We start from the raw sequence: 16,351 nt of genomic DNA, 5'->3' as shown, positions 1-16,351 counted from the left end.
ATACCACCATTTTGCATCAAGGAAACTTTCTTTGTCAAAGGAAATGTCATATTTCATATTTACTACGTTTTTTCACTTTTATATATATATGCTTTTCATCTATTTTTGTGTTTGTATCATACTTATACTTCCAAATCCCAGGGACCTTATTCACAAGGCAGATAGCTCTCTCAAATATTTTTCATTTCCCCTCTTCCCAAACTGGCAGAACTTGTTATATACTTAACTGTATTAAGACACATAGTACACTGTATACAGTTGGGAGGGTGGATATGTTTGAGCTTGATTTAAGAAGTCGAAAGCCCATTTATGAACAATTAGTGGAGAAGTTAAAAGAGTTAATCATTAATGAGGTGTTGAAGCCTGACGAACAATTGCCTTCCGTTCGTGCATTGGCTCAGCAACTGACGATAAATCCAAACACAATCCAAAAAGCTTATAGGGAACTTGAAACTCAAAGGTTCATTTATTCTGTGAAAGGACGGGGTAGCTTTGTTAATCCATCAAATCACATTCAAAACGCGGAGAAAATCATGAAAGTAAAAGAAGAGTTGTCTAAACTTTTGTCTGAAGCTCTATATTTAGGGATCACGCCTGAAGATTTAAAGCAGATGATTGCTGACATCGAGGCATCGGTAGGAGGGAATCAATCTGATGATAAAGATTAAATCATTAAGTAAATCCTTTGAAGGTAATACAATCATCCATGACGTTTCGTTCTCTGTTCAAAAGGGATCGATTTACGGACTGCTCGGATCGAATGGTGCAGGAAAGACGACACTACTCAAATCCATTTCTGGAGTTCTGAAGCCCGAAAGTGGAGATATTTATTTAAAAGATCAACCGGTCTTTGAAAATATCCAAACGAAAGAAACCTTGGTCTTCATTCCTGATCAACCGTTTTTCTTCGCTCATTATACCTTAAATCAAATGGCAAGATTTTATCAAAATACCTATAGTCGTTGGGATGAGCATGAATATAAATCTCTAGCCGGCCTATTTGGGATAGACCCTCACAAAAAGCTTCATAAGTATTCCAAAGGAGTCCAGCGTCAGGCAGCTTTCATTCTTGCATTATCCACTCAACCGGATGTGCTCATTCTGGACGAACCCCTTGACGGATTAGACCCTGTCGTGCGTAAGAAGGTAAAAAGCGTACTGATCACCGAAGTGGCCAACCGGGAGATGACGATCCTTATCTCCTCTCACAACCTGCGTGAGGTGGAAGATATTTGTGATCATATCGGAATTTTGCATCAGGGAAGATTTTTACTGGAGAAAGAGCTTGATGATTTGAAATCCGGGATTCATAAACTTCAGTTGGCCTTTAAAGGCGAGATACCTAAGAAGCTCTTTACTGAGCTTGATCTTCTGCACGAAGAGACCAGGGGAAGCGTATCGCTCTGCATCGTAAGAGGTGACGAAAAGCATGTGAGAAGCATGATCCACCCTTATCATCCGGTGATCTTCGATATGTTACCGTTGACCCTTGAAGAAATATTTGTTTATGAAATGGAGGACGTCGGATATGCCATCCAAAACATCATGGATCAATAAGGAAGTCATCATTCAAAGCCTTCGGAATGTTGGGTGGGTAGGAATCGTTTATTTTATCGGACTTCTCTTTTCTTTGCCGGTTGACATTATCGGTAAACTATCTAATGACAATCAGCCCTATCCGATTGCCATTTACGAAAACCTATTCAAAATGCAATACCCGATCCAAATGGGTTTGATGCTGTTCGTTCCAGTCATCCTATCCCTTTTCCTTTTCCGTTATTTACATGTAAAACAGGCTGCAGACTTCATGCATAGCCTTCCACTGACACGCAGCAAATTGTTTTATCATTTTACCGTTACAGGGTTTGTCATTCTCATCACGCCAATTGTACTGAATACAGCGATTTTACTTTCCCTTTATTCATTAACGGATCTTCATCAATTTATTAGTGTTCAAGACATTTTCATCTGGTGCGGCATCACCATCCTTATGAACAGCCTTCTGTTCACAGCCGCTACCTTTATGGCCATGATAACGGGACTGACAGCTGTACAGGGCGTAATGACTTACATCCTGCTCCTATTACCGGCTGGAATGTTTATGCTCGTATGCTTCAGCCTGAAAAATCTATTATATGGATTTCCTGAGGATTATTTTTTCAATATCCAAATTGAACAATACTCCCCAGTCATCAAGGCCGTATATCTGGAAAATAAAATCTTTTCCGGAATGGATGTAACACTGTTCATAGCTATCACTCTCCTACTCTATGTTTTATCGTATGTATTGTATAAAACGAGAAAAGTAGAAGCAGCATCCCTTGCCATTGTTTATCCTGTCCTCAGACCCCTGTTCAAATATGGAGTCGCATTCTGTTTCATGCTGGTTGGCGGCATGTACTTTAATGGAATCTACCAAGAGACGGAATGGACCTTATTCGGCTATTTTATAGGCTCATTCATTGGCTACTATCTTGCAGAAATGGTTTTACAAAAACATTGGAGAGTGTTCAGTTATTGGAAGGGCTATGTCGGGTTTGCCGTGGCCATCTCTCTTATCGGTTTATTCATTCAGTTCGATTTGTTTCAATATGAAAAGAAGATTCCTGAATTGGAAGATGTAGAAAAAGTGCATGTGAGCCCAAGCTATTATTCCTTGACGGACAATCCAGAAACACTCATTGAAGAGCCATTTATTAGCGAAGATAAAACAATTGAAGCGGTTCTGGACCTTCATGAAGAAATTGTTAACAACCCTGGCCAAAATATCGTTCACCGTGACGGTAGCGAGCAGATCTTTTTCTATTACAAGATGAAAGATGGCAGTAAGCTGGTGAGGAACTACCAAGTGAATATAGACGAATTCAAATCCCAGTACGCTTCACTCTATGAAATGAAAAATTATAAAGAAACGACGGAACAAATCTTTTCCGTTGATTCAAGCAAGGTAGACAAACTATCGATTTATTCTGATTTGGGGAATAGACAGAGTATAAGCATTGTCGATCCCGAACAAATCAATGAAGCCATCGGGATTTTAAAAGAAGAAACCTATAATGATACGTTTGAAGATCGCGACAGAGTGAACCTCTATAACGTTGAATTACTTCTTTCAGAGAACCAATGGACCCATGTCGGGGTACGGAATAACGATAAGAAATTCGAATCCTGGCTACAGGAGAATGGATACCTTGAAGATATAAGGGTGACTGCAGATGATGTAGAGTGGATGTACGTGATCGATCAAGAGCGTTACCGCAACCGTCTGTTCAACGTCGTAGATCTAGATACGGCAGCCCTGGAGTTAAAGAAAGAAAACAAAGGGGTCGAAGTAGCGGACTCCAAACACGTAGAAGCCATCATGAATCAACTCGTATACAATCAGATGACCAATGAATATATAGTGATCATCAAGTATAAAACCCACGGAAATATCGAAGTGCGAGGCTTAAAAGCTGAAGATACGCCTTCATTCCTGAAGAATAAAACGGACAATTGACTATAGAAAGTCGAGGTGAAGCCATATGGACACACTACAGATGCAACCATCTCCTCTCACGTTAGAGGAAATGTATGGACAATTTCATAAACTGATCTATCATATCGCTTATACGATGACAAAGGACGCTCATCTATCACAGGATATCGTTCAAGAAACCTTTCTCAAGGCTTACATCAGGATGGATACTTTACTCGATGTGACGAAAACGAAGTCCTGGCTCACTTCTATCGCAAGATGTACAGCAATCGATTTCATCCGAAAAGAATCGAAACGCAATGAAGTCTATATGGAAGTTGAGGAAGAGGTTCAATCCATACAGGATCATAACCCTCTGGAAATAGAGATTGAAGCACGATTTCTTAAGAGCAGCATCCAGGAAAATATTAAGAGGCTGCCACTTTCTCAGCAGGAAGTCATGTCATTGAAAGTGACACAGGATCTTAGTGATGGGGAGATTGCTTTAAAGCTGAACCTCTCTCCCTCCACCGTCAAAACCCGTTTTCACCGGGGAAGAAAGCAGCTGTATTCGATCGTTTATGCACAGACTGCATAGAAAAAGGAGCCTTGTTGAAGGGCTCCTTTTGTCGTAGAATTTTGGATTTGAAAATAAATGTTCTCAAATGGGGATATGACCTCTGGGTTTATAACGTTTCCCCTAAATATGACCCAAAATTATAGCACTTTACTTAAAAACGCCTGGGTTCGTTCATGTTTCGGATTGCCAAAGAGCTCAGACGGCAGGTTTTCTTCCACGATATACCCGCCGTCCATAAAGATGACACGGTCCCCTACTTCTCTGGCGAAACCCATTTCATGGGTTACGACCACCATGGTCATGCCTTCCTTCGCCAGTTGTTTCATTACCTCCAGCACCTCTCCTACCATTTCGGGATCAAGGGCTGAAGTGGGCTCATCGAACAGCATGATTTCAGGCTCCATGGCAAGTGCCCGTGCAATGGCGACCCGCTGTTTCTGCCCTCCTGATAAGGAGTCCGGGTACACATAAGCCTTTTCAGACAGTCCCACTTTTTCAAGAAGTTCCAACGCCTTCTGCTCCGCTTTATTTTTTTGCCACTTTCTCACCTTCATCGGTGAGAGCATAATGTTCTGGATCACCGTCTTATGAGGGAACAGATTAAATTGTTGAAAAACCATCCCCACATCGGTCCGGACCTTATTGATGTCTGTTTGCTTGGACGTGATGTCCCGATCTTTAATATAGACATGTCCATCGGTAATCGATTCCAAAAGGTTCAAACAACGCAGAAACGTTGATTTCCCTGAACCCGATGGCCCAATTACCACTACCACTTCTTGCGGTTCGATATTGACATTGATATCTTTCAATACTTCTAATTCTCCAAAGGACTTCTTAAGATTCACTGCTTTAATCATTCGGTTGCCATCCTCCGCTCAATATAGTTTAGTAGATACGTAAGAGATAGAGTAAGGATTAAATAGATAATAGCGACTGCCAGGTACGGTTCCCACACACGATAATATTGCCCCTGCATGGCCCGGCCCCAGTACATAAGCTCCGGAGCGGCAATGACCGCTGCCAGGGAAGAATCTTTCAGTAGCACGATAAACTCATTTCCAAGTGGCGGAATCATCCGCTTAAATGCTTGAGGGATAATGATATGCCTCATCGCCTGGAGATTGGTCATCCCCAAAGATCTGGCCGCTTCCATCTGACCCCGGTCAATGGATTGAATGCCCCCACGGAAGATCTCGGCGATATATGCTGTGGCATTCAACGATAATGCCACTAATGCAGACACAGCCGGATTAATTTCCGACATGATCATTGGCATCACACCAAAGTGAATGAGTAGGATCTGCACGAATAATGGTGTTCCTCTAAAAAAGTTTATGTACCAAATGAAAGGTGTTCGAACGAGGAGATAGGGGGAAATTCTGAATATCCCCATCAGCAGTCCGAAGATTAAGCCTAAAAAGATGGCTCCAACCGATAAACCAATTGTTAATAGTGCTCCCTTTAGAAAAAAAGGTAAGTATTCCCCAATAATGTCCCATCTGAAATCCAGCATATCCTAACTCCTTTTGTCTCGGTAACGGCGTTATCCCGCTTTCCTTTTCAATAGTAGTAATTAGATTCATATAAAAGGGGCAGGTGAAGAAGGAACAATCCTCTTTAAAATCGATAAAGAAGATCCTCCCCATTTTCACTACGCCCCTTGTTCCCTTATTCTGCTTGTTCTAATAAAGCGTCAGTGTTCGGTTCTGTACCAAACCATTCTTTGTAAATTTCAGCATATGTTCCATTTTCAATCACTTCTTTTACCGCTTTATCAAATTCAGACTTCAACTCACTGTCTTTCGGAAACATTAAGCCATAAAATTCAGATTCGAAGTTTTCCGGATCTTCTACTGTATTGAAATTGTCATCCGGATTGTTTTTCACATATTCATTTACAACCGTATTATCGGTGACAACAGCATCGACTTGACCTTGCTTTAATGCCGTAATGGCTACTACATTGTTTTCGTATTTAGAGATATCAGAGCTGTTCTGCCCAACAATTTTCTCTGCTGCCGCCTGACCGGTCGTTCCATTTTGAACCCCGATCTTCAGTCCTTTCAGGTCCTGGGCACTTTTGATATCCACACCTTCGCCAAACATGATCATGTGAGTGGATTCAAAGTAAGGATTGGAAAAATCAAACGTTTCTTTACGATCATCATTGATGGTGATCCCGGAAATCCCCATATCGACTTCCTTGCCGCCTTGAACGGCTGCAAATAATGGATCCCATCCAATGTTCTTCACTTCGTACTCATAACCGGCTTCTTTCATGACGGCCTCTAAAAAATCAATATCAAATCCGACAATTTCCCCTTTATCCATATATTCAAATGGAGCAAAGGCTGCATCGGTCCCCACTACAAGCTTTTCTTTTTTATCTCCGCTTGCTTCTTCACTTCCACAGGCAGTCATGATCACTGCCATTCCAATCATCAATACTAGAAATAATCCTCTTACTTTCTTCTTCATCATTGGCCCCCTAAAATAGTTTGTATTTTCTAATAATTATAATTATACAACTTTTTTACTAGAAAACCAATAACTATTGGAAAATTACTAGTTTTCAGACTAATTATCTTTCTAGTGATACGGATTTTTGTATATTAAAATGTATAAAAAGATGCATCTGATATCTTTGTTTTATCTCCATTAATACCTTTAACATTGACAGTCTCCTCTATAGGTTTCAGAATAAGAGTATAAGCCAAGTTTAAAGGGAGAGTTTATGGATACACATTCGTCTGATTTATATGAATACTTAGTTGATCATGCCTTAGATTTCACTGAAGACTGGTTGAAGTTCCAGAATATTAAATCCGGATCTCACTATTCGCCTGATTCTCCTCCAGAGGTACTCAACAAAATAAAAGAACAAAACTCTAATTATGTGAAAATCATCGCCAGGTGTCTGTTACTTTCTCAAGAAGAGTCAAAAGAATTGATTTATAACTGGACTTCACAAACAGCTGCAGATCGTAGTAAATCCAGTACGACTCTCGATGAGGTTGTTCGTAACTCAGGTGTGTTCAGAAGAGTGTATTGGACGTATGTCGAAAAGTTTGTGGAAGAATCGAACGTAAACGTCCAGTTGAAAGAAGTATTCGAGTGGGAACGAAAGATCAATTTCGCATTGGATTATGTGTTAGAAACATTCACTTCCACGTTCCTGAACATATTAATGAATCGACTCCAGGCACAGTCAACCCTGATTAAGGAATTAAGTACACCGGTCATTTCTTTAACTTCAGAGGTAGGACTTCTGCCTATCATTGGAGATATTGATACGACACGGGCCCGTATGATATTAGATGCAACCCTTCAACAAAGTGCCGATGCCCATTTATCCATGCTGATCATCGACTTATCAGGTGTGGTATTGGTTGATACCATGGTCGCTCAGCAAATCTTTCACCTCATCGATGCCTTAAATCTGCTTGGAGTGAAGAGCGTCATCACCGGGATTCGTCCTGAAGTTGCCCAGACAGCCATCCATTTAGGATTGGATTTCTCCAATATCCATACTGAAAATTCACTCGAGCGAATCATTGCCGATGTCATTCAGGAAAATAGCTCATTTTTGCAGGTATAGGAAGATGGAGGCAAAATAAAAGGCTCATTTCATAAAAGATGTTGCTATTGTAGAAGAGAAAGTAATAGTTGATTCCCTTTTAAAGATGAATTCTGTTTTCTAGTTAGATTGTTTCTGGACACCTTGTAGCTCTGTCACGAAAATTCTCGTGAAGATGGTGAGGGGAACTGCGTAGACTCCTGCGGAAGTACGGTCGTGCCGAGACCCCGGAAGCGAAGCTGAGGAGGCTCGGCCGAACGTCCGCGGAAAGCGAAGCAGTTCCCCTCACCATCTAGCACACACTAATTGACAGAGCCTTGCAGAGCTTATGTTAAAAGATAACAACCATTGCGAAAAGAGCAATATAAAAAGACTGATTCTCGCAGGGCACCCCCCTGCAGAATCAGTCTTTTTTATTAAGAATAATGATGAGAAGCTTTATAACTTGCTTTCACCATATATTCATGTTGAAGCAGTTTCACTTCGAATAAAGTGATCGGGTCGAAATATCGCTCCGGATTTGCTTTCATTTTCTTTAATGTTTCTTTGTCGCTTGCAATATCCGTTTCTGTATCTTTAATCGTGACGGCCAGTTGTTTAAATGGCTCTGCGAAGAAAGAGTGAACATCCTGCTGCAATGATTTTTCGAACAAATCAAATTGAAGGAAAAATTTATTGACGACAGATGCCGTGATATCCTGATAATCTTCGTTCTCTAAGTAGCGCTTGTATTGATTGTAGAGTAACGACTTATTCTGAGGTAACACACCTAACAGCTTTCCGGCACTCTTCAATAGGAACTGAGCCGGTTTAAAGCGCAATAGAATATTCTCTTTATCAATCTGGGCTCTCGTTCCCATTCGGTTTACATCCCGGCGCCAGTCGTCCATAACTTGGAAATCACATTGTAAAACGACTTTATCTTTTCCGAATAACTCGTTGAAGGTCTCACTCATCTCATTTAAATAGTTCTGGCTGTCTTTAAGTTCCTGCTTTGAAAAGCCAAGCCATTCTTCAAGGGATTTGACGTAACGGGGCATGAGATCATCTTGGATATACCCTTGAATCCGCGTATTCATCGCTTCATTTAGCTCTGTATGGATCTGTTTGAAATCACTTTCTTCACTGATCAGGTCAGAGCAGCCGCTAAGGATACGGGGAATTTTCTCAGAGATTTCCTTCTTCATCGCTTCTTTCTTTTTATGGAAAGAATCCTTAATGACTGATACCTTATCGCTCTGCATGTCACCCAAGTAGTTTTCAAAACCGTTCAAACGAGTCAGGATATCTTCATTCTTCTCGATTGTGTCTTTCAGCTCATTTTCACGATTCTTACGTTTTGAGTATAGATCTCTTAATGTTTTTCTGACCAGGTAAAATAATTTGGCTCCACGTTCCGCTTTGAGCACGTTTCCATTCATCATATACTGTTTCTTTAGGAAGGACTGAACATCCTGTCGCTGCAGATGAACGGCTTCCAGGGATGAATATGGCAACACCTCTGCGTCCGGGAACCATTCCCGGGCTTTGTTTCGGGCTGATTCAATGATCTCTTCTGTACGGTCGGAATGAGATACTTTGTCCATCTTATTTAATAGGAAATGTACGTTCACAGGCTGTCCGATTTCCGCTAATTTTCTTAAGGTTTGTCTGTCCTCTGCATTAAACGGGGCATCGGCATTCAAGACATACAGTAATCCATCCGCTACAGGATAAAAGGCCGTTAGATCATCCAGATGCCTTTTGCCGGTTTGAACGTCAATGATGGCACTTCTATTTTTCTTAAGAAACTCAGACGGGAGCTTGTATTCTACGAATGCTTCCCTTTGCATCAGCTCTTCAAAATCAGCTATGCTCTCGACTTTGTGAACCCCATGATCGTGAATCTCCTTCACTTCTACCTGCTGATCATGATAGCTATAAATGATGGTGGAGTCTTCAGCCTCACCGACGCTCTCACCTAAAACGGATTGAACGAAGGAAGATTTTCCGCTTGAGCCACTCCCTGCGATCAATAAGTGGTGTTCACTCAGATCCATTAACTGCTCCGCAATCCATTTTGTTTTATAACCTACAGAAGCATCATTTCGTTCTGACCAATCCATAATTTTATTTAAGAACAGAATTATGTCTTCAAAGCGGGCCTGATAGGAGTCTCCTTCCAGCAGGATCATTTCCGCCTCATCCGTCACCATCTGTTCAATGCTGTACGAAAAGACATCGTTCCAGGCTAAAACGGCCGCTGCCGGGAAAAGTGGTTGATGGTCCCTGCTCACTTTCAGCCAATTGCTCAGCATGCTTGGCATAAAGCCTTCCAGGTCTTTCACTAAGTAGTTGCCTTCCAGGAATCCTACGTATGCTTCCTGGAATTGGGATAAGATGTCCTCCCATGATTCGTTCGGGAGTATTTCTACATATTCAAAGATTGTATTGACCGTCAGCATCCATTCAATATGTGCGACCGGATTGCTTCTGTAACTTGTCCACAGAGCAGATACGAGATCCTTAAATTGTTTACGATCCTTTTCATAGACCGCAATCAGTAAGTCGTAGAAATAGGTAGGTGCAAAGGATGTTGTGTAACCTTGATCCCCATATTCCCTCAGAATCATGAACCAGGCAGGATCCTGGGTACGGATCGATTCCTGAACCGCCAGTTCCACGGCTTTATTCCAGTCCTCTTGTTCTTCATAAAAAGCCCGGGCGAGTTCAGTTACGTTGGGATAATCCGGATCGATCGCCAGGGCTTTGTCGATGGTACGATAAGCTGACTGAATCTTATTTCGTTCGATATATAGAGAGAATAGCTGCAGGGATACTTCCAGCGTTAAAATCGTACTTTCCGTTTGAATAGCTGTATAGACATCCTCCGCTGACGATAACAACCCAATCTCATAGTAAGAATCCGCAATATTCTTCTTTGCCCAGGGTTCCAATTCGTTCTGGATGCTTTCCCATTTGAAAATAGCCGCTTCATAGTCCTTGCTATGAAAATAGACCTCCCCCTGAGCATAGCGAATGAACGTTAAATCATACGGCTCATTTTGCTGCTCTTCTACAAAAGCTTGACCAAGTACTTCAATTGGATGACGGTTCGTGTCATAGTCTACTAAAAAAGTTCCATAGAATGACTTTTCCATTAGTAATTTTTCTTCTGTCATAATGTCCTCCGTTATATGTGGATCCCCCTGTTCAAGGAACCTCACAGACTAGTCTATTTCTATCATTCTAACAGAATTTCCTTGGGATAAAATTTCATTTCCTTTTCAATTTCCGATTGATACTTTCTGCCGTGATTCATAGGGATCACTTCCATTACAGAAGAAAGGACTATCCGTTACTAAAGGCTGCTTGCGCCTTCAAAAACAGATAGTCCTTTTTACTTACCACCATTGTTCAGCCATCAAACTAGGCGGATGTCTGGTGAACAAACTTTTTTTGTTTGCGCCCCTCAAGTATCGCTACAACTAAAGCAATGAGCAGGAATAAGCTTGAAATTTGGAATAAAACACCCGTCTCAACATATTGTGCAAGCACTCCGAATACTAAGCCGCTTAAGCCGATTCCAAGATCAATGGAAGAGAAAAACATTCCATTGGCTACTCCCCTTCTATTGTCAGGAGTTAATGACAAAGTCCAGGATTGGAGTGTTGGAATAAGAGATCCAAATCCAACTCCAAACAAAATACCTGATACGATGATGAGGAAATCAGAATGGGCATAGGATAATACCCACATACCGATAAAGGTAATCACGATACAAAAGAGAACAAGCCCCTTAGGTCCGCGTTCATCAAACCATTTCCCGGCAATCGGTCTTGATAGGGACGCCATGATTGCATTGCATAAATAGAATAAGAAGATATGCTGGATTCCACGTTCTTCCCCAAAGATGACGATAAAGGTAACGATCGACCCGTAGCCAAAGGTCACCATTATCGTAATGAACGCTGGAAACCAGCTGGATTTTTCAACTAATGAACCCAGGTATGAAAATTTCAAGTCTTCCTTTTTCGTTTCTTTGACGACTGGAGGTGTACGGTAATGAACGACACCTAACAAGATAGCCGCGATGACACCCAGTGCGCTGGAAGTAATGATCAGGTTCGTGAACGTCGTTACCTGGAATAAATAAATCCCGAGACTCGGAGCTATAATCATTCCGATCGTAATCGACAATCCGTAATACCCCATCCCTTCACCTAAGCGGGATTTAGGCACCACATCCACGGCTGCCGTCCCATTCACCGTTGTGGACCATCCCCATGCCAATCCGTGTACAAACCGGAATAAAAGAAAGATGAAGACCACACTGGACAATGGATAAATCACCGTAATCAACAATAACGAGACCCCGCCTATCAGAACGAGAGGTTTCCTGTCCCTATACTCCAACATAAACCCAATGAAAGGCCTGCTTAACACTGCCCCTATCGAAAATAACGTCGTCACTAATCCAATTTCCAACCCTGAAGCCCCGATCGACTTTATATAAGGCGGAAGCGTCGGTATCAGCATTTGAAACGACATAAACACAAACAAGTTTCCTACCATCAGCATAATAAAAGACCTCGTCCATAAAGGATCCTTTACCTTATCCATCAGAAAACCCCCTTTCACCATCTATCAATAATCCTCCCAATACATTCAGGAGGATAATATTTCGGATTACTAAATAATAGCACATAAAACACAAATGCGATACGATTTAAAACCGGCGAAAACATGCTAGTTTTTTACAAATATTGCGAAGTGAAAATTGAAGGATTTATACGATTGAATTCAGGTATATAAAGGGATATTAGTACTAACTTTTTTTTGGCTCATTCCGGGGAGAGAAGGACAACCCAAGGAGCAAATTCATTTGCTCCTTGGGTTGTCCTTCTCTCCCCGGCCTTTCAGCACCAGCTGAAAGGCGAGTGAAACGAACGTTTCACTCGAATGAGCCAAAAAAATGGGCAAACTAACCATATCCACACACACCATGATTCTTTGAAGAACCATCTAATTCCCAACCTTTTATTGAAAAGACAAAGAATTATACTATAATAACAACATGGCGTAAATTTCTGAATAATCTTATTTGCACGCCTAATCATACATAAATATTTTCTATTTTTTATAAACATACATACACGACTGGAGGTAGTTCTTTGAATTATTCGTTACGACCCCTAGGCGATCATGCCATCGTTATACAATTAGGGAACTCAATTCAGCAAGAAACACACGAAATGGTCAAAACCGTCACCACCTTTTTTGAAACCCGGACAATCGAATGGCTTGTGGAAATCATCCCGGCATTTACAACCGTCACACTTTATTACGATCCGATCAAAATCATCGAATCTCACAAACCTTTTCAGAATACATTACCGTACACGATTGTCTGTTCAGAAATTGAACATATGCTTTCCCAACTTACATTCGGTGAACAATCAGATTCGCGAATCGTCGACATCCCCGTCTGCTACGGTGGAGAATTTGGACCAGACCTTGAAGAAGTCGCGAACCACAATCACATGTCTACTGAAGAAGTCATCGCGAAACATTCCAATGGTGATTACCTCGTATACATGATTGGATTTGCCCCGGGATTCCCTTATATAGGAGGCATGTCCCCGGATATTGCGACACCGAGAAGAGAATCACCCCGCCTCAAAATCCCGGCAGGCTCCGTTGGGATTGCCGGGGAACAAACAGGCGTTTACCCGATTGAAACACCGGGGGGATGGCAGCTGATTGGCCGTACCCCCTTAAAATTATTCAAACCAACTAACGACGACTCACCAAGCTTACTAGAAGCAGGAGATCGAATTCGTTTCACCCCCATTTCATTTGAAGAATATAAAGCATTGGAGGAGGAACAATGATTAATGTAATGAAACCGGGTCTCCTTTCAACGATTCAGGACCTGGGAAGGTATGGCTATCAAAAATATGGTGTCATCGTCAGTGGGAGTATGGATCCTCTCGCTCATAAAATCTCTAATCTGCTTGTAGGGAATGATGAAAACGAGGCTACTCTTGAAATGACACTTATGGGTCCAATGCTTGAGTTCCGGGAAACCACACTTATTTCCATTTGCGGAGGAGACTTATCTCCAACCATTGACGGGAAGCCGGTTCCTTTAAGAAGATCACTATTGATCAAAGCTGGAAGTGTTCTCAAATTCGGAGCATGCAAGAGTGGATGCCGCAGTTACCTTGCGATCGCAGGTGGATTCAATGTAGAAACGGTGATGAACAGCAAATCAACTTACGTAAGGGCAGGGATTGGAGGATTGAATGGGCGCTCCTTAAAAGAAGGTGACCACCTTGAACCAGGAACGATTAAGAAAGAATCTGAAAATATTATCGAATATTTACTTCCCTTTTTAGAGGACAATGATTTTACAGAAATCGATTGGTCCATCTCATCTGAATTCATCTCGGCATATCAACAGAAAAAAACCATCCGAGTGATACCGGGAGCCGAGTACGATCTATTTTCACCAGAAAGCCGGGAACACTTCTTCAATGAACCCTTTAAGGTGTCGGCTCAATCAGATCGAATGGGCTACCGTTTGGAAGGTCCGTCCCTCCATCTCGAGAAGGATTTTGATATGATTTCAGAAGCGGTTGCCTTTGGGACGATTCAGGTTCCTTCGAATGGGAAGCCTATTGTTCTGTTAGCGGATCGGCAAACGATGGGAGGCTATCCAAGAATCGGTCAAATCGCATCAGTGGATCTTCCTCTGATTGCTCAAGCAAAGCCAGGAGAAGAGTTGACCTTTACAATGGTTTCTCATGAAAAAGCCCAGGAACTCTACATAGATCGTGAACGACAAGTAAGGCATTTAAAACAAGGTGTTGCCTTGAAATTCAACTCATGACATGACAGCAAAGGAGCGAACTTCTTGAAGAAAAAAAAATCAAATTTCAGTGTATTGTTAGGGGCTGCGTTCTTAATGGCCACATCCGCCATCGGACCAGGCTTCCTGACTCAAACGACCGTATTTACTCAAACCCTGGCGGCAAGCTTTGGTTTCGTCATCCTTGTTTCGATCCTCATTGATATTGGTGCCCAGCTTAATATATGGCGCATCATTGCCATTTCTGAAAAAAGGGCTCAGGATATTGCCAACGATGCCTTGCCGGGATTAGGTTACTTCCTTGCCATCCTAATCGTGCTGGGCGGATTGGCCTTTAACATTGGAAATATCGCCGGAGCTGGATTAGGTACGAATGTCCTGTTTGGTATTTCGCCTGAAATGGGCGCATTATTCAGTGGAATTGTCGCAGTAGGAATCTTCCTGGTGAAAGAAGCCGGTAGATTAATGGACAAGTTCGCCCAGATCCTCGGGTTACTCATGATTATGCTTACGGTGTACGTGATGTTTACAGCAAATCCTCCTGTAGGAGAAGCTGTTGCGAAAACATTTGCACCAGACACCATTGATTTTCTGGCCATCATTACGCTTGTAGGCGGAACCGTTGGTGGATATATCACATTCGCCGGTGGTCACCGGTTACTAGAAGCTGGAATAACAGGGAAACAAGCACTTCCTGAAATCACGAAAAGCTCAGTATCCGCAATCGGTATCGCGTCCATCATGCGAATCTTCCTTTTCCTTGCGGCTTTAGGAATTGTGTCACAAGGTCTGCAGTTGGACCCTTCCAACCCGCCAGCCTCCGTATTCCAACTGGCTGCCGGTGATATTGGGTACAAGATGTTCGGGATCGTCATGTGGTCCGCTGCTGTTTCATCCGTTGTGGGCGCTGCCTATACATCGGTTTCCTTCATTCGAACGTTCAGCCCACTTCTCGAGAAATATCATAAGTGGCTAATCGTAGGATTCATTACCGTTTCAACACTAGTATTCGTCGTTGTAGGTAAGCCTGTCGCGATTTTAATCCTCGTTGGTGCACTTAATGGATTGATTTTGCCAATAGCATTGGGAGTTATGCTGATCGCCGCTCATAAAACCAAAATCGTCGGTGATTACAAGCACCCGATCTGGATGACCATTTTCGGTGCGTTGATTGTCGTGGCCATGTCCTACATGGGTGTATACGCGTTAATCAAAGGCATTCCTCAATTGTTTAGTTAAGTGTAAAAGAAGGACCTCGATCCATAACGGATCGAGGTCCTTTTTGTTTATGGGATTCGATGGCGGAGACTTGTTTGGTGCCTTTGATTGGTGCCAGGCACCGATCTACACTTTTGTCCTGGCGCCAAAATAACCCAGAGATAAAAAAAGAGGCCACCAAAGGCCTCTCTCCTTACACTACTGGATAATATTCTTCACTCGCCCAACTTGTCCATCTTCTAACCGGACTTTAATGCCATGGGGATGATTCGGTGAATTGGTTAAAATATCTTTTACAATCCCGCGTGTCAGTTTGTTTGTTCTTTGGTCTTTTTTCAGGACGATATCCACTTCAAGACCTTGTTTAATATTGGAACGTTGTTGTCCGCTCATTGTATTTCCTCGTTTCATTAGGTGATTTCCGAAAGACTAGTCTTCATCCTTCACATCGATATCTTCCGGAATCGGTTCACTTAGGTAATCTGCAAGCTGACGCTTCATTTTTTCCATTTGCTCCAGATGCTGATTGAATTGGTCCCGGTATAATAAATATTGATCTCCGTCGTGGACCGCCCGTATTTTATTTTGCTGAATGAGGCTCTCAATATACGATTCCGGCAGTGACAGATATTCGGCTGTTTCTTTAATTGTGAGATACATCGG

15 protein-coding genes are annotated in these 16,351 nt (G+C 42.1%); 8 read left to right on the top strand and 7 right to left on the bottom strand.

Annotated features, from left to right (window positions below; genetic code table 11):
* Positions 1-272: 272 nt before the first annotated feature.
* From DET59_RS05100 to DET59_RS05085, 4 genes are read left to right on the top strand one after another with little or no spacing between them, the layout of a single operon-like run.
* Positions 273-668: a GntR family transcriptional regulator gene (locus DET59_RS05100; protein WP_113968534.1), complete on the top strand. Its 396-nt coding sequence runs from the start codon at positions 273-275 to the stop codon at positions 666-668.
* The gene (locus tag DET59_RS05095; protein WP_113968533.1) at positions 655-1,557 is read left to right on the top strand and encodes an ABC transporter ATP-binding protein; all 903 of its coding nucleotides are present in this window, start codon (positions 655-657) and stop codon (positions 1,555-1,557) included. Before DET59_RS05100 ends, DET59_RS05095 begins: the two co-directional genes overlap by 14 nt.
* Positions 1,529-3,499 (top strand): DUF6449 domain-containing protein, encoded by a 1,971-nt coding sequence (locus DET59_RS05090; protein ID WP_113968532.1) that lies wholly within the window; start codon positions 1,529-1,531, stop codon positions 3,497-3,499. Before DET59_RS05095 ends, DET59_RS05090 begins: the two co-directional genes overlap by 29 nt.
* 25 nt (positions 3,500-3,524) lie before the next feature.
* Complete coding sequence (locus DET59_RS05085; protein WP_113968531.1) at positions 3,525-4,055, top strand: RNA polymerase sigma factor; 531 nt, start codon at positions 3,525-3,527, stop codon at positions 4,053-4,055.
* Positions 4,056-4,174: 119 nt separating this feature from the next.
* On the opposite strand, the gene DET59_RS05080 is transcribed toward DET59_RS05085, so the two are convergent.
* The 3 genes from DET59_RS05080 to DET59_RS05070 form a co-directional block, all read right to left on the bottom strand.
* Positions 4,175-4,897 carry an amino acid ABC transporter ATP-binding protein gene (locus DET59_RS05080; RefSeq protein ID WP_113968530.1) on the bottom strand — a complete coding sequence of 241 codons (723 nt, stop codon included), beginning with the start codon at positions 4,895-4,897 and terminating at the stop codon, positions 4,175-4,177.
* Positions 4,894-5,550, bottom strand: coding sequence for an amino acid ABC transporter permease (locus DET59_RS05075; RefSeq protein ID WP_113968774.1), 657 nt, complete (start codon positions 5,548-5,550; stop codon positions 4,894-4,896). The genes DET59_RS05080 and DET59_RS05075 overlap by 4 nt, the downstream gene beginning before the upstream one ends.
* Before the next feature lie 158 nt (positions 5,551-5,708).
* Positions 5,709-6,518: a basic amino acid ABC transporter substrate-binding protein gene (locus DET59_RS05070; RefSeq protein WP_113968529.1), complete on the bottom strand. Its 810-nt coding sequence runs from the start codon at positions 6,516-6,518 to the stop codon at positions 5,709-5,711.
* 256 nt (positions 6,519-6,774) lie between these two features.
* Here DET59_RS05070 and DET59_RS05065 point away from each other — a divergent pair, with 256 nt between their 5' ends.
* Entirely contained in the window at positions 6,775-7,638 is an 864-nt protein-coding gene (locus DET59_RS05065) for an STAS domain-containing protein (RefSeq protein ID WP_113968528.1), read from the top strand.
* A gap of 395 nt (positions 7,639-8,033) precedes the next feature.
* Here DET59_RS05065 and DET59_RS05060 read toward each other — a convergent pair whose 3' ends face one another.
* Positions 8,034-10,778 (bottom strand): GTP-binding protein, encoded by a 2,745-nt coding sequence (locus tag DET59_RS05060; RefSeq protein WP_113968527.1) that lies wholly within the window; start codon positions 10,776-10,778, stop codon positions 8,034-8,036.
* 247 nt (positions 10,779-11,025) lie between these two features.
* The gene (locus tag DET59_RS05055; RefSeq protein ID WP_258549574.1) at positions 11,026-12,219 is read right to left on the bottom strand and encodes an MFS transporter; all 1,194 of its coding nucleotides are present in this window, start codon (positions 12,217-12,219) and stop codon (positions 11,026-11,028) included.
* Positions 12,220-12,770: 551 nt separating this feature from the next.
* Between DET59_RS05055 and pxpB the strand changes: the two genes are divergently transcribed.
* From pxpB to DET59_RS05040, 3 genes are all read left to right on the top strand, one after another.
* The gene (gene pxpB, locus DET59_RS05050; RefSeq protein ID WP_113968525.1) at positions 12,771-13,490 is read left to right on the top strand and encodes a 5-oxoprolinase subunit PxpB; all 720 of its coding nucleotides are present in this window, start codon (positions 12,771-12,773) and stop codon (positions 13,488-13,490) included.
* A complete protein-coding gene (locus DET59_RS05045) occupies positions 13,487-14,491 on the top strand; it encodes a 5-oxoprolinase subunit C family protein (protein ID WP_113968524.1) in 1,005 nt (334 codons plus the stop codon). Before pxpB ends, DET59_RS05045 begins: the two co-directional genes overlap by 4 nt.
* 75 nt (positions 14,492-14,566) lie before the next feature.
* Positions 14,567-15,709: an NRAMP family divalent metal transporter gene (locus tag DET59_RS05040; protein WP_113968773.1), complete on the top strand. Its 1,143-nt coding sequence runs from the start codon at positions 14,567-14,569 to the stop codon at positions 15,707-15,709.
* Positions 15,710-15,886: 177 nt separating this feature from the next.
* Here DET59_RS05040 and DET59_RS05035 read toward each other — a convergent pair whose 3' ends face one another.
* Both DET59_RS05035 and DET59_RS05030 read right to left on the bottom strand, forming a co-directional pair.
* Entirely contained in the window at positions 15,887-16,081 is a 195-nt protein-coding gene (locus tag DET59_RS05035) for a YwbE family protein (protein WP_044339059.1), read from the bottom strand.
* Positions 16,082-16,117: 36 nt separating this feature from the next.
* A complete protein-coding gene (locus DET59_RS05030; RefSeq protein WP_113968523.1) occupies positions 16,118-16,348 on the bottom strand; it encodes an excisionase family DNA-binding protein in 231 nt (76 codons plus the stop codon).
* Between the last annotated feature and the right edge of the window lie 3 nt (positions 16,349-16,351).

The sequence above is a fragment of the Rossellomorea aquimaris genome, assembly GCF_003315075.1.
Classification (GTDB): domain Bacteria; phylum Bacillota; class Bacilli; order Bacillales; family Bacillaceae_B; genus Rossellomorea; species Rossellomorea aquimaris_C.
This window is presented reverse-complemented; position numbering and strand designations above follow the sequence as displayed.